12 protein-coding genes are annotated in these 15084 nt (G+C 59.8%); 1 reads left to right on the top strand and 11 read right to left on the bottom strand.

The features are described 5' to 3' along the window. Window positions 1-211: 211 nt before the first annotated feature. The 10 genes from rfbA to ACR0BZ_RS17840 form a co-directional block, all read right to left on the bottom strand. Window positions 212-1102 carry a glucose-1-phosphate thymidylyltransferase RfbA gene (rfbA, locus tag ACR0BZ_RS17885; protein WP_480484785.1) on the bottom strand — a complete coding sequence of 297 codons (891 nt, stop codon included), beginning with the start codon at window positions 1100-1102 and terminating at the stop codon, window positions 212-214. After that, the gene (gene rfbD, locus ACR0BZ_RS17880) at window positions 1099-1965 is read right to left on the bottom strand and encodes a dTDP-4-dehydrorhamnose reductase (protein ID WP_480920913.1); all 867 of its coding nucleotides are present in this window, start codon (window positions 1963-1965) and stop codon (window positions 1099-1101) included. Before rfbD ends, rfbA begins: the two co-directional genes overlap by 4 nt. After that, on the bottom strand, window positions 1962-3005 hold the full coding sequence (rfbB, locus tag ACR0BZ_RS17875; protein WP_209508309.1) for a dTDP-glucose 4,6-dehydratase: 1044 nt from the start codon (window positions 3003-3005) through the stop codon (window positions 1962-1964). Before rfbB ends, rfbD begins: the two co-directional genes overlap by 4 nt. 3 nt (window positions 3006-3008) lie before the next feature. Further along, window positions 3009-3566 carry a dTDP-4-dehydrorhamnose 3,5-epimerase gene (gene rfbC, locus ACR0BZ_RS17870; RefSeq protein ID WP_480920912.1) on the bottom strand — a complete coding sequence of 186 codons (558 nt, stop codon included), beginning with the start codon at window positions 3564-3566 and terminating at the stop codon, window positions 3009-3011. Between the two features lie 142 nt (window positions 3567-3708). After that, a complete protein-coding gene (locus ACR0BZ_RS17865; RefSeq protein ID WP_480920911.1) occupies window positions 3709-5454 on the bottom strand; it encodes a Mur ligase family protein in 1746 nt (581 codons plus the stop codon). A gap of 14 nt (window positions 5455-5468) precedes the next feature. After that, the gene (cphA, locus tag ACR0BZ_RS17860) at window positions 5469-8270 is read right to left on the bottom strand and encodes a cyanophycin synthetase (RefSeq protein ID WP_480920910.1); all 2802 of its coding nucleotides are present in this window, start codon (window positions 8268-8270) and stop codon (window positions 5469-5471) included. A gap of 15 nt (window positions 8271-8285) precedes the next feature. Beyond that, a complete protein-coding gene (locus ACR0BZ_RS17855) occupies window positions 8286-9182 on the bottom strand; it encodes a cyanophycinase (protein WP_480833416.1) in 897 nt (298 codons plus the stop codon). A 274-nt stretch (window positions 9183-9456) separates the two neighbouring features. Beyond that, the gene (gene amaB / locus ACR0BZ_RS17850; RefSeq protein ID WP_480920909.1) at window positions 9457-10968 is read right to left on the bottom strand and encodes an L-piperidine-6-carboxylate dehydrogenase; all 1512 of its coding nucleotides are present in this window, start codon (window positions 10966-10968) and stop codon (window positions 9457-9459) included. Window positions 10969-10971: 3 nt separating this feature from the next. Further along, on the bottom strand, window positions 10972-12078 hold the full coding sequence (locus ACR0BZ_RS17845) for a saccharopine dehydrogenase family protein (protein ID WP_480547540.1): 1107 nt from the start codon (window positions 12076-12078) through the stop codon (window positions 10972-10974). Between the two features lie 134 nt (window positions 12079-12212). Continuing rightward, entirely contained in the window at window positions 12213-13466 is a 1254-nt protein-coding gene (locus ACR0BZ_RS17840) for a cytochrome-c peroxidase (RefSeq protein WP_480920908.1), read from the bottom strand. 33 nt (window positions 13467-13499) lie between these two features. On the opposite strand from ACR0BZ_RS17840, the gene ACR0BZ_RS17835 reads away from it, so the two are divergent. Next, window positions 13500-13970, top strand: coding sequence for a tetratricopeptide repeat protein (locus ACR0BZ_RS17835; protein ID WP_480920907.1), 471 nt, complete (start codon window positions 13500-13502; stop codon window positions 13968-13970). A gap of 30 nt (window positions 13971-14000) precedes the next feature. Here ACR0BZ_RS17835 and ACR0BZ_RS17830 read toward each other — a convergent pair whose 3' ends face one another. Further along, window positions 14001-15062, bottom strand: coding sequence for a TRAP transporter substrate-binding protein (locus ACR0BZ_RS17830; protein ID WP_267365607.1), 1062 nt, complete (start codon window positions 15060-15062; stop codon window positions 14001-14003). Window positions 15063-15084: the final 22 nt, after the last annotated feature.

Here is a 15084-nt window from a genome sequence, read left to right as displayed (position 1 = left end):
TTGTTCCAGGCGCGCTTCATCATTGCGTTCTCCAAATCCGTGAAACGGTGCGCACGCCCAGATACCCCATATCCCGCCGCGCCTAAAGGACTGATGCAACCCTGCGGCACACCAACCCATCCCAACATCCAAACACGCTAAATAAGACCTCACCACCAAACCCGCAACCAAAACCAAAAAACTCAACCAAGCCAATACCGCTATTGAACGGCTAATGGTTCAGCAGGTTCTTGAGGTATTCGCCGTAGTCGTTTTTGCCGAATCTTTGGGCGCGGGCTTCGAGGTCCTGGTCGCTGATCCAGCCCAGCGTATGGGCGATTTCGTCAGGTGATCCGGTTTGCAGGCCTTGCCTGTCCTGAAGCGTACGCACAAAGTTTCCGGCGTCCAGCAGGCTTGCGTGGGTTCCGGTATCCAGCCAGGCATAACCGCGCCCCATGCGGTTGACGCTGAGCAACCCGGCCTCAAGGTACATTTCAAGCAAGGTGACAATCTCAAGCTCGCCGCGTGCAGACGGTTTTACGGCGCGGGCGCGTTCAGGGGCAGAGCCGTCCAGAAAATACAGCCCGGTCACGGCGTAGTTCGATGGCGGCACTTGGGGTTTCTCGACAATCTGGGTGACGGCGCCAGCCTCGTCATAGGCCACGACCCCGTAGCGTTCGGGATCAGCGACCCGATAGCCGAAGACGGTGCCTCCGGTCTCTTTGGCGTCTGCCGATTGCAGGATCTCGGGCAGGCCGTGCCCAAAGAAGATGTTGTCGCCCAGCACCATGGCCGAGGGGGCACCATCCAGAAAATCTTCGGCCAGAATATAGGCTTGCGCCAACCCGTCAGGAGAAGGTTGAACAATCCAGGTCAGGGACAGACCCCATTGGCTTCCGTCACCCAACAGGCGCTGAAACTGCTCCTGATCCTGCGGCGTCGTGATCATCGCGATGTCGCGGATCCCGGCCAGCATCAGCACCGAAAGGGGGTAATAGATCATCGGCTTGTCATAGATGGGTAAAAGCTGTTTCGAGACGCCCATCGTGATCGGATAAAGTCGGGTGCCTGACCCGCCTGCCAGAATGATACCTTTGCGTTTCTTGCCGTTCCGGGTCGTCATGTGCCGAGTTCTCCAAGGTCTTCAAGTATGCTGTGCAGGCCCGCCTTCCAATCCGGACGGGGCACGCCCAGGTCCGTTGTCAGTGTCGTGCAGTCCAGGCGGCTGTTCAGGGGGCGTTTCGCGGGGGTCGGGTATGCGCTGGACGGAATGTCTTCGACATCGCAGTCGATGCCGGCCTGATCGAAGATCTCGCGCGCAAAATCGGCCCAGCTGACATCAGGGCCACCGCTGCAATGGTAAATTCCGGTCTTTTCATCCGGGTTTGTCAAAAGGGCACGGGCCGCGCCGATACAGGCCTCGGCCAGTGCCGATGCCGGGGTTGGCCCGCCAATCTGGTCTGCGACAATTGTCAGGTGGTCACGCTCTTTGCCGAGGCGCAGCATGGTTTTGACGAAGTTATGTCCATGTGACGACACCACCCACGAGGTTCGTATGATTGCATGGGGTCCGCCCGCCGCAATCACACCGGCCTCGCCTGCCAGCTTGGTGCGCCCATAGGCGCCCAGCGGGCCGGTCGCGTGGTCGGGCGGAAACGGGGCCGTGCCCGCCCCGTCAAACACATAATCTGTCGAGACCTGAACAAACGGCACCCCGCGCCCGGCCGCGGCTTTGGCCAGCGCCGTGGGCGTGGTTCCGTTGATCAGCAGGGCAAGGTCTTCCTCCGCTTCGGCCTTGTCGACGGCGGTATATGCGGCGGCGTTGATCACCGCATCCGCGTCGGTGTTGCGAACCAGGGCCGCGCACCCTTCAGGATCGGTAAAATCCGCCTTGTCGCGCCCAAGCGCTTCAACCGAGATATCCCCGCCACACCGGATCAGTTCCCGACCCAGCTGACCGGTCGCCCCGAAGACCAGAAGTTTCACGCGCTGACCCCCAGCCGTTCGCCAACGCCGGACCGGTTCTGTAAAGACCGCCACCAGTCTTCATTGTTCAGGTACCATTCAACCGTTCTGCGCAGACCTTCCTCTACCGTCACGGACGGGCGCCAGTTCATTTCGTTGCGCATCCGCGAGGGATCGATGGCGTAACGCGCATCATGCCCGGGGCGGTCTGTGACAAAGGTGATCTGGTCCGCATAGACCCCCTGCGGTTTCGGGCGCAGGTCGTCCAGGATCGCACACAGCGTCTGCACCAGTTCCAGATTGCTGCGCTCGTTCTCGCCACCGATGTTATAGGACCGGCCGACAGCCCCCTTTTGCACCACCAGCAAAAGCGCGTCGGCGTGATCCTCGACATACAGCCAGTCGCGGACATTCGAGCCGTCGCCATAGATCGGCAGCGCCTTGCCCGCGATTGCGTTCAGGATCACAACAGGGATCAGCTTTTCAGGGAAATGATAGGGCCCGTAATTGTTCGAACAGTTGGTCAGCACCACCGGCAGGCCATAGGTCTCGTGCCAGGCCCGGACCAGATGATCGCTGGAGGCTTTCGACGCGGAATAGGGAGACCGCGGATCATAGGGGGTATCCTCGGTGAACTGGCCGGTGGGGCCCAGGCTGCCAAAGACTTCATCGGTCGAGATATGGTGGAACCTGAAAGTGTCCGGTTTTCCCTGTCCGGCCCAATAGCTGCGCGCCGCCTCCAGCATGTTGTATGTGCCCAGGACATTGGTTTCGATGAAAGCCCCCGGCCCGTCGATGGACCGGTCAACATGGGATTCCGCCGCCAGGTGCATCACCGCATCAGGCGCATGTTCGGCAAACACCGCCTTCAGGGCCGCAGGGTCGCGGATATCTGCGTGAACAAAGGCATAGTTCGGGTTCTCTGCAACCTCGGCAACATTGTCGAGGCAGGCCGCATAGGTCAGCGCATCAAGGTTCACGACCTGATGTCCGTCCGCAATGGCACGCCGCACGACCGCGGACCCGATGAAACCCGCACCACCTGTCACCAACAGTTTCATATTCTATCCTTCGTAAACAAACGGGCTGTCAAAATCGGCCAGCGCAGGCGCAATCCTGTCCTTGTCGCTCAGCACCGGGTTCCCCTGCAAGGGCCAATCAATACCACAGCTGTCCCAGCGCACACCCCCATCGGCATCCGCATTGTAAAAGCTGGTACATTTGTAGCAGATTTCGGTGTCGGGCTCTAACGTCACAAAACCATGGGCAAGTCCCGCCGGCACCCAAAGCTGCCGCCCGTTCTCAAAGCTGAGCTCGATGCCGAAAGATTGCCCATAAGTTGGCGATCCCTTGCGGATATCGACGGCAACATCATAAAGCGCGCCCCGGCCCGCGCGCACCAATTTGCCCTGCGCATGCGGAGGCGCCTGAAAATGCAGGCCGCGCAATGTCCCCGCCGCGGACGACAGCGAATGGTTGTCCTGCACAAATTCCGGCAACACAACCCCAGCCTCCTCCAGCCGCGCCTTGTTCCAGCTCTCAGAAAAAAACCCCCGCAAATCCCCATGCCGCTGCGGGCGAATAACCAACACACCCGACAAACCCGTCTGCTCAATCTCCATATCACCCAACCTCAACAACCTGTTGCCTGTGTTGGGCGAGTATTGTCAGGCTGGGTTTCAATGCAAGGGTGTTGCGCAATTCGCTGCTCAGATGACCGCAGCCGGATATGGCGGCTCGCTGCTTTACTACTCCCTCACCCCACTACGTCACCTGCTGGTCCAGCATCTCAAGCACGGCGTCGCGTTCCGACAGAACCAGCAGCAGGGCTAGATCGCCCGGTTCCACCTGTTTCAGGATCATCGCGGCGGCCTCGGACGGGGATGCGGCCCTTTGGATCTGGGTCTTGTCATACCCTTGTTTCAGGGCCGACTTTTCAATCAGGTCCGGTATCTCTCCCAAAGCGCGACCCCGTAGGTACCCTTCCAGTTCAGCAGCAACGACCACGTCGGGTTGGAAATTCAAGGCGGTTGCGGTGACGTCGCGAATGTCCTGGTCCGAGCGGTCTCCGGCATGGCTGAGCATGATGAACCGCCGTTTTGCCGGCAAGGCCGACAGCGCATCGCACACGGCAGAAATCGAATGCGGATTATGCGCGAAATCCACGAAAACCTGAGCGCCGTTGTGCTGGAATTCGTTGCAGCGACCCGGATTGTCCTTGGCATCCGGTTTGAACCCGGCCAACCCATGCCGAACCGCTTCAAGCGGCAGTTTCAAAGCCAGCGCAAGGCACATAGCCGCCAGAGCGTTCAGGATGTTGTATTTCGCGACCCCGCCCATGGTCAGGGGCACGTCGGACACGGCAATGACCGTATGCTCGGACCGGCCGTCAAAGAAGACGATGTTGCCCTGCGAGACATAAGCGCAGCATGTTCCCGCGTCGCGCGCCCGACGGATCAGATCATTCCCGGCATCCAGTGAAAACCACCAGATATTTGCTGCCGTGTTTTCGGCCTCGGCACGGACAAAAGGATCATCGGCATTCAGGGCCAGAACACCGCCCTTGGTCAGTGTCCGGTGCACGGCGAATTTCGCCTGAGCCAGCTCGGGCACCGTGTTGACGCCGTATTGCCCCAGATGATCGTTCGCCACGTTGGTGACAGTGGCGGCCATGGCGGCACGCGTCGGCAGGCCGCGGCGCAGGATACCCCCACGGGCCACTTCAAGGCATCCGATTTCAAGCCGCTTGTCGCGCAGCAACATCCGCCCTCCGCCGGGGCCGGAATAGTCGCCGCGATCCAGAATATCGTCACCCACCCGCACAAACTCGGTCGAGGTCAGTCCCGCGACCTTGCCCGAGGCGCGGGCGATCGCCTCCAGCAACCGGGTCGTGGTGGTCTTGCCGTTGGTTCCGGTGATGAAGGCGACGGGGATGTTGTGAAAGGCGGGCCAGTCCACGTCATCCGGGGCGGGCAGTGCGTCGACAGGCCAGGTTTGGCTGCCGGTTCCATGCCCGATGGAAATCTCATCATCGTCGCACAGGATATCCACACCATGCGCGTCGGCTGCCGCGATCAGGGCGATCAGCGCAGGATTGGCCTCCTTCGCCATTACGCCTTTGACATCCCGGATCATCTGATCAAAATCGCCCGGTGTGGCCTCCAGCAACTCTGCCGCGCAGAAATGCCAGGCGGTCTGCGCCGCAAAGATCGCGGAATACAGCTGATCCATCGGTGCCGAGATTGCCAGATTGACACCGCCGGTAAAGGTTCGGTGGGTCAGTGCCTGATCCTGCCAGCCAAGCGCATCCAGAACGCGCCGGGCGTGTTTTTCCCACAGTGCGATGACCTGCGCGGGGTCGATATCCGTGAAAAATACATCCATCACCGCGCCGGGGTGATCCCATAACAGGCCGGGGCCGGTCAGTCGCCGCGCGTCATCCACCTGAATATGATCAGCGGTCGCGCTTTCGATGGTCAGCGCGGTTTCAAGCTCTTCGATCCGGTCCATTCCGGTACCTCCGCTCAATCCGCGTCTTCGCTGATTTCACGCGCCAGTCTTACGCCGCGTTCGTCCCGGATCAGGTTCTGGTCACTGTCGAACATGTCCTCGAACGTGGTGTCGGCGGGGCTGGTTTTGGGTGTCGCCTCGGTTTCAGAGGTTTCGCCATCGGAATTGAAGTAGATGATCTGTTTCCAGCAGCGTGTGGTGTCATCTCCGAAGATCACCAGCAGATCGCCCGGTGCCGCCATCTCCAGCGCTGTAGTCACGGCCTCAACCTCATCCGGAATGATCGAGATCACGTCGTCCGGCGTCCCGCAATCGATCAGGGCCTGCCGCATCATTTGCGGCACTTCGTCATGCCCGCGACCCCGGCGGCGGTCGTCTGCCTTGCAGATGAAGTGGTCAAAATGCCCGGCCAGCGCTGCGGCCCCATCAACAATGTCTTCATCGCGCCGGTCGCCGGGCATCGCAACAACGCACAGCCTGCGGCCCTTGACCTCCAACTGATCGGCCAAAGCGGCCATCGCCTTCAGCGCGGCAGGGTTGTGGCCGTAATCAAGGATCACCTTGAAGGGATGTTCATCATAGACATTCATCCGCCCCGGTGCCTGGAAATAACTTGTGTCGAAAGTGCGCAGTCCATGCCGGATATTGTCCAGATCGACCCCAAAGCTATAGGCCATCGCCGCTGCGACCATGGCGTTTTGCACGTTGAATATCGCCTTGCCTTCAAGCGTGGCGGGGATCAGATGCGACCACAGAACCGGGATGTGAAGCCCTTTGTCATAGATGGTCAGCATGTCGCCATTCATGCCTTTTTCCAGCACGATGGCCTTGCCCCCTGTCTTGATATGTTCCTTGACCAGACTGTGACCGGGGTTGGTCGTGACATAGAAGATCTGATCCGCCCCGGCGTAATCGGCCATCTTCAGACAATTGATGTCGTCAGCGTTCAGAACGGCCGTATCGGTTGCGCTTTCCACTACCACCCGTTTGACGACGGCCAGTTCCTCGACCGTATTGATCCCGCCCAGGCCCAGATGATCTGCCGAGACGTTCAGACAGGCCGCCACGTTCGAGCGTTGATAGCCCAGACCCGAGCGCACCAGCCCGCCCCGCGCGGTTTCCATCACTGCAAAATCGACCATCGGATCACGCAGGACGATCTGTGCCGATTTCGGGCCGGTCATGTCCCCCTTGACGCTCAACTTGCCATCCACATAGACGCCGTCGGTCGAGGTCATGCCAACGATCTTGCCACTGGTTTTCATGATATGACCCAGCATCCGCGACGTTGTCGTCTTGCCGTTGGTGCCGGTGATGGCTGCAATCGGGATGCGGGTCTGTTCATTGGCAGGGAACAGCATGTCGATGACCTTGCCCGCCACATCGCGCGGCTGACCTTCGGACGGGGCCACATGCATCCGGAAACCGGGGGCCGCATTTACTTCGACAATCGCGCCACCGATATCCTTGTAGGATTTGGTAATATCGTCGATCAGGAAATCGACACCGCCCACATCCAGCCCGACGGCCATGATGGCGCGTTCGGCCATGTCGCGGTTGTCGGGATGCACCACGTCGGTCAGATCGATGGCGGTGCCACCGGTTGACAGGTTCGCGGTCGAGCGCAGATAGAAAACCTCACCCTCGGGCAGGACAGTGTCTTCCGTCACGCCCGCATTCTCCATCAGGCGGTTAGCCTGATTGTCCAGCTCGAGCCTGGTCAGCACTTTTTCGTGCCCGATGCCCCGGCGTGGGTCCTGGTTCACCATGTCGACCAGTTCGGCAATCGTATGGGTTCCGTCGCCTATTACATGGCCGGGGACGCGTTTGGCCACCGCAACCAGCTTGTCGTTCACGACCAGCATCCGGTGATCAAAGCCGGTGATGAAGCTCTCGACCAGAATGGCGCGGCTGCGCGAATGCTCCTTGGCCTCGGCAAAACCCGCCTCGACCTCGGCATCGGAATTCAGATTGATCGAAACGCCGCGCCCATGGTTGGCGTCCAACGGTTTGACCACCACCGGAAACCCGATCCGGGCTGCCGCGCGTACGGCCTCGCGGGCCGAATAGACCATGCGCTGCTGCGGAACCGGCAGGCCAAGATCGTTCAGCAGATTATGGGTGTCTTCCTTGTCACAGGATATCTCGACCGAGATATGCTTGGTCTCGGACGTAATTGTCGCCTGAATGCGTTTCTGAAACTTGCCGTGTCCAAATTGCACAAGCGAGCCGGAATTCAGCCTGATCCACGGAATGTCGCGTTCCTGCGCCGCCTTGACCAGCGATCCGGTCGATGGGCCAAATTCCTTGCGTTGCGCCCGCAGCACAAAGCTGCGCAGTTCTTCATCCCAGTTGAAGTCCGGGTCGAATTCGTAATCCACCTGATCTTTCAGGGATTGCGGCAGCAGGTGCATCAGTAACCGCATCGCCAGATTGCCCGCATCCAGACCGACGTCGCGCTGGCGGTATTCATAGACCATATTGTACTGGCCCGGCTCACCTGTGCCGCGCGTACGTCCAAAGGTCACGTCGGACCCGGCCACGTTCTGAACTTCGATGGCGCAATGTTCCAGCACATGTCCCAGCCAGGTGCCTTCATCCTCGCGCAGGCGGCGGATAAAGCCGCCGGGTTCGCGATAGGAACAGCCGTGTTCCGCCAGACCGGGAAGCGCCTTGATCAAGGCGTCAATAAACTCGGAACCAATTTTTGCCGAGGGCCACTCTTCCAGAACACCCAGATCGATGACGTGGCGAATGACCGGAAAACTTGCCCAGACATTCGGGCCGACAAAGACATTGGTCGAGATTATTTTCATGAGGCTCCCCGTTGGTTAGCTTTTTGTTATCCCCCCGCTGGCGGCCTCTTGACCGGACATGTCCGGCAATGTGCAGAACGCCAAATGCTCATCCGGCGGAAAAGCCTGGCGAGCCGTCAGATCATAACGGCACCCTTCGCCCAGAACGTCAAGCCGAAGTCCAAGCAGGCTCAGTGCTTCACCGCGGCGCGCGTCCCACATCGATGAATGGGTCAGATGACTGGCGTCCACGACGGTAACCGATCCGCTGCCCACGACTTCAAGGACATTATCGGGTCCGATGAAGGCTGCCGTGTCTTCGTCGATACCCAGTCCGATCAAAAAAGGGTTGAAAGATGAAGCGGTTAGCAAACGTCCCAGCCGATTGCGCTGTGTGAAGTGCTGGTCGATGATGACGGCGTTGGTCAAACCCATGCCCGGAGCCAGCGTGATATTGCCCTCAGCCGGAGCCGAGTTGCTGCTGCCCCCGGCCACCATGTGTTCGGACATGATCGACGCCCCGGCTGAAGTGCCGGCAACCGGCACACCGGCCGCATTCCGGCGCCGAATTTTCTGCGCCACAAGTGTGCCACCCAGAATCGCCGACAGCCGCAGCTGGTTGCCGCCGGTCATGAATATCCCTGTAGCGCGGTCCAGCATCTCGGCATAATCGGGATTGTCGCAATCAGCACGCCGCGAGATGGGCAGAAATTCGACCTTGCCCGCGCCCAGCTCGGAAAAGATGCGATTGTAATCCGGTCCGGTCTCTTCCAACATCGAGGCCGTCGGGATCACGACAATATCGGCATCAGGACCACCAGACAGCTCAACGAACTTGCGGTGAATCTGCATTTCCTTGACGCGGTCTTCGCCGCCGCCGATCGGGATGATGAACCCGCGCGGGGTCTCTGCATCAACGGGTGCAGGGCACATATCTTACTTACCTTCCGGAATAAAAGCAGCCAGCCATCGGGGCCGCTCGGACGCTTAATCTGTTCATACATGCCGTGTCGGGCCATCTGACCTTATCGGACATGCCGTTCCCCCCCCAGCGACATCACATGCCGCACGGCAGGGATATCGTCAAGAACCACCGGTTTTGTGCCTGCTTCAGCCTGCCAGTGCCAAACCCTGCGTGACAAAAGCAATCCCCCCGAAACATCAAAGCTCCGGGGGGATCAGATTGCCCGTCAGTTTGCGCGCTGGTTCAGATGTCGAATTTGACACCCTGCGCCAGCGGGAGCTCTGCCGAGTAGTTCACTGTGTTGGTCTGGCGGCGCATATAGGCCTTCCACGCGTCCGAGCCGCTTTCGCGTCCGCCACCGGTTTCTTTCTCGCCTCCGAATGCGCCACCGATCTCGGCGCCCGAGGGGCCTATGTTGACGTTGGCAATACCGCAATCCGACCCCGCCGCAGTCAGAAACTGCTCGGCCTCGCGCATGTTCAGCGTGAACACACAGGATGACAGCCCTTGCGGCACATCGTTTTGAATCTGGATCGCATCGTCAAAGTCGTCGTAGCCCATGACATAAAGGATCGGCGCGAAAGTTTCGGTTTTCACGACCGCGCTTTGGCCGGGCATTTCGACAATTGCGGGCTGCATATAGACACCCGCAGGAAGCCCTTCGGTCACGCGTTCACCGCCAAACACGGTGCCGCCTTCGGCCCTTGCGGCCTCCAGTGCGGATGTCATGGCGGCACCCGATGCCTCATCCACCAGTGGCCCGATCAACGTGCCCTCAGACAGCGGATTGCCGATGGGCAGACCAGCATAAGCCTTTTTCAGGCGGCTCACCAGTTCCTCGCGGATCGAGTTGTGCACGATCAGACGGCGCAGCGTGGTACAGCGCTGACCGGCGGTCCCAACGGCCGAGAAGACAATGGCGCGCACGGCCATTTCCAGATCCGCCGAAGGGCCGACGATCATCGCGTTGTTGCCACCCAGTTCCAGAATGCACTTGCCAAAGCGTGCCGCAACGATAGGCGCAACCGCACGACCCATACGTGTCGAACCCGTGGCCGAGATGATCGGAACATCTTCGCTGGCCACCAGCGCCTCGCCCAACTCCGCGCCACCGATCAGGACCTGAAGCAACCCTTCGGGGGCATCGCCAAACCGCACCAGCGCGCGTTCAAAGATCTTCTGGCAGGCCATCGCCGTCAGCGGGGTCTTCTCGGACGGTTTCCAGATCACCGGATCGCCACAGACCAGTGCCAAAGCGGCATTCCACGACCAGACCGCAACCGGGAAATTGAAGGCCGAGATCACCCCGACCGGGCCCGCCGGATGCCAGGTTTCCATCATCCGATGACCTGGGCGTTCCGACGCGATGGTCAGACCATAAAGCTGACGCGACAGACCAACGGCAAAGTCGCAGATGTCGATCATCTCCTGCACTTCGCCCAGACCTTCGGATGTGATCTTGCCGGCCTCCCAGCTGACAAGCGCGCCCAGATCGTCCTTGGCCGCGCGCAGCTCTTCGCCCAGCAGGCGGATCAGCTCGCCCCGACGCGGGGCCGGCACAACGCGCCACGCCTTGAACGCGTTTTTGGCGCGGGCAATGATCGCGTCCATTTCGGTGGCCGGCGTTTCATGCACATCGGCCAGCAGGCAGCCGTCAATCGGCGACGTCACCTTCAGAGTGCCGCCCTTCAATGCGGCGTCTGTCAGATCCAGATTTGCAAGCGTGGTTTGGGCTGTCATTACGATGTCTTTCATATCTCAGGCCGCCTTGTTTTGCCGGGTCACGTCACCAGCACGATACAGCTGGCCAAATTCTGTATTCAGGAAGTCGTTCAGTTTGACCTGTTCCTGCCGGACGAACCCTTTCGAAGGCAGCGTGCCGGTGCGCATCAGGTCAACGACGCCCAGAATACCCGCAGCTGTGGTGACCTGAATGGCACTCCAGACCTGCCCATTGATGGTTCGGGAAAAGCTCTTGTTGATCAGGGATTTCTCGCGCAGAACGCCGTTGATCATGCCCTTGGCCGTGCAATAGACCAGCACAACGTCCTGATCAGTGCGGGGCAGGGCGGTCTCGAAGATCTCTTTCAGCAGATCGCGGCGGCGTTCCAGTCCCAGATCGTGCAGCAACAGTTTCAGGATTTCACAATGGCCGGGATACCGGATCGTGCGATAAGACACGGCCCGCGCCTTGCCTTCCAGTGTTTCCGGCAGCGTGCCCAACCCGCCCGAGGTGTTGAAGCATTCGTATTCCACGCCATCGTGACCCAGAATCTCGTAATCTTCCAGCGGCGCGGTCTTGACCAGTTTGCCGTTCACAATGGCGTCGCAGGGATTGCAGTACTCGTTGATTAACCCATCGGTCGACCAGGTCAGATTGTACTTCAGTGCATTGGTCGGATAAAGCGGCAGCGCGCCCACCCGCATATGCAGGCTGTCCAGTTCATCAAACTCTGCGGCAAGCGCGGCTCCGGAGATACCCACAAAACCAGGTGCCAGACCACATTGCGGCATGAAAGCCGTCTCACTGCCTTCGGCCAGCTGGCGTACGGCCTCGGTGGCCGCGACGTCTTCGGTTAGGTCAAAATAATGCGCGCCCGCCTCTTTGGCGGCCTTGGCAATGTTTGGAGTAAGAAAGAACGGTGCCGCTGAAACCACGGCGTTAAACCCGGTCAGTTCCTTTGCCAGACTGTCCGCATCCCGGGCATCAATCTGCTTCGTGCCAATACCAAGCCTTGTGATTTCACCCAATGCTTTCAGGTCATGGTCGGCCACAGTCACTGTATAGTTTGGCGAGGCCCTCAGCAGCGTCGCGATCATCTGACCGATCTTGCCAGCCCCGATTACGCAAATATTCCAGGACATCAACGTCTCCGTAAATTTCTGTTCCTGATATTATGGTGCAAGGCTGGCCAGACATTTCATAGGCCGCAATTTGACGAAGTGATCGACTTATCCGACATTATGCCGGAATAATTGTCATTATGGCGTGACCGCCATCAGGGGTTGAAATCGGCCGGCACCCCGAAAGGAGGAGAGCCAACGCCGGTGCCCGTCAAGGAATGCAGAAATGCGACCAGGGCGGCGATTTCCACATCCGACAGCGTCACTGGCACAATGTCGATCCTGCTGCGCTGGCGTTCCATTTCGAACCGGTCGTCCCACACCACGAAATCCGCCTCTTGCAGCCAGGGAACCTTGGGCAACGCAGCCATTTCGGGTTTCCATTTGGCAAGGCTGGTCTGTGGGTCAAGATGGTGACGGATCATGCTTTCGAGGTCCGTAAAAGCACCGTTATGCCCGTAGGGCGCAGTCAGGGCGACATTGCGCAGCATCGGAGTGCGAAAGCGATAGGCGTCTTCCAGGCGGTTGCTTTCCGCCATCCGGCCAACGTCCCGCGCATATGGGTCCCATTGCCGGGTCCGGCCCGGCCCGAAAGGGGGCAAACCCAGCGCGTGAAACTCTTGGTCCGACATCAACGATCCCGCATGGCATGTCGCACATCGCGCTTTGCCATAAAACAGGTTCATCCCGTCTTTCTGGACGTCTGACAGCGTATCCCTGTCCCCGGCCAAGTACTGGTCGAATGGGCTGTCGGTGCTGCGCCATTCAATGGCCATGAAGGCCGCCAGCGCGTTGGCGATCTGGGTGATCGTGATGTCTTCGGTGGTCTCGATGTCGTCAAAAGCCGCGACTATGGCGGGGCCATAGCGCGGATCGGTCCGCACGCGTTTGGCAAGGATCGGCCAGCCCTTGTCGATCCTGTCGTGAACCGCGCCGGTCACCTGATTTTCGGCGACATTACCGGCCATCTCGAATTGCGCGGTCAGCGGGAACAAGGCCTGCGCTGCCAAAAGCGAGTTCAATCCCCCGGGCAGCCATTCCTGTGCAGGCGAATTGAACCCGTTGCCATAGATGTTCGAGATGCTCAGGCGGCCATCGTGGAAAACGGTATGAATGTCCTTTGCCCCGAGGTTCCACAACCCCGGCGCATTTCGGGGAATGCGTTTGCGGATCCTGTCCGCGCCGGTGCCCGGTGTGCGGTCCGGCCCCAACCCCTGTCCGCCTTCGCCGATCCCCAGGGACAACCCGTCAGAGGTGCCGAAATCGGGGTGATGGCAATGGGCGCATGAAATGTTCTGATTGCCTGACAGGATCGGATCGTAAAACAGTTGATGACCGATAGCGGCCTGTTCCATATCAAATGGGATAAAGTCATCATCCGTCAGCGGGCGCGGCAGGTCCTGCGCCACCGCGGCCCCCGCCCAAACGAGGACAATCGCCCAATGCGCCAGTTTCTCTTTACCCTTTGTTTTCTTGCGACCCCGGCTCTGGCTGAACTGGAACAGGCCCGTGACATGATGGAGGCCGGAGAGTTTGAAGCCGCGCGCGAGGAACTGCTGCCTGCCGCCCGGTCGGGCAATGCCGAGGCCGAGGAACTGATTGGTGTGATGTACGGGTTGGGTCTTGGGGTCGAGCAGGATCACGAAAGAGCGTTTGAATGGTATCTGCGTGCCTCGATGAAGGGGCATCCGGGCGCACAGTCGGGGGTCGGCTGGTACTACGAACTGGGTCTGGGAATGCCCGCGCCCGATCTGGTGCGGGCCTATATGTGGTACACGCTCAGCGCCATTGGCGGCGATCCCGATGCTGCGATCAGCCTTGAGGAAGTGATCAAGAAAATGTCGCCGGAGCAGATCGAGAAGGCGCATGTTCTGGTCAACGACTACAAAGGGTGGATGTACCCGTTTCGATAAGGGCCGGGCCACAAGGCCCGACCCATCCGTTTAGTTCAGGTCCGCATTGCGCGAGGCGTTCACATCCGCCTCAGCCGCTGCGACGGCTTCGGTCAGCGCTGCAAAGATTTCATCACCACGGGCAACATTGGTCTGGAACCAGTCATAGACAGGCGAAGCCGCAGCTTTGAACGCGGCCTTCTGCTCGGGCGTCGGGACATACAGGTCGCCGCCACCTGCGACGAAGTCCTCATAGGCCTGGATCGACTTGCGCTTGGGCGAGGCAAAGGTGGCCTGTTGCAGGGCGTAGAACCCATCGACAACGACCCGACGCATATCTTCCGGCATCGCCTGGAACTTGGCGTTGTTCATCCACCACAGCGCACCCATATAGGCGTGCCCGTCCAACGTGACATATTGCAGGCCGGCATCCGGGAACTTCATGCCCATGATGTCGGTGATGCCGTTCTTTGACCCCTCGACAACGCCGGTCTGGAAGCTGGTGAAGAGTTCCGGCCACGGGATCGGTGTAGGTGACGCGCCCAGGGCCTTGACCAGTTCCTGCGGCAGGTCGGCGACAACAGTACGGATTTTCAGACCTTCCATGTCGGCAGGCTCTGCGACGCGGTGTTTTGTGTTGGCGAAGTTGCGCCAGCCACCGGTGTTGCCGATGGTCATCAGGCGGATCGCGCCGCCGGAATCCTCAAGCGCCATGTCGCGCATGGTGCGGGTGAAATCGCCCGACAGAACATGCTCGGCGATCCGGTCATCGGCCATCAGATAGGGCAGGTCCAGAACCTGCACGTAAGGAAAGATGCCCGACGCCCCGCCCGAGGTAGAGATATAGATATCGATGGTGCCATCCGCCACGCCCTGCAGGCATTCAGCACCGTTCGAACACAGCTGGGTGCCGATGAACAGCTCAACCTCGATGGCGCCGTTCGACGCCGCCTCGACATAGTTCTTGAAAACGATAAGACCGTCATAATCCTCGTCATTTTCGTTCGAATTGGCAGTGGCGCGCAGCGTATAGTCCGCAGCCGTCGCCGCGACCACAGACGCGGCCACAAGCGATGTGGCAATCGCCGCTGTTTTGATGAAGTTTCCGAGCATGCGTTTCCTCCCTGTGATACTC

The sequence above is a fragment of the Ruegeria sp. P8 genome (assembly GCF_056534665.1).
This window is presented reverse-complemented; position numbering and strand designations above follow the sequence as displayed.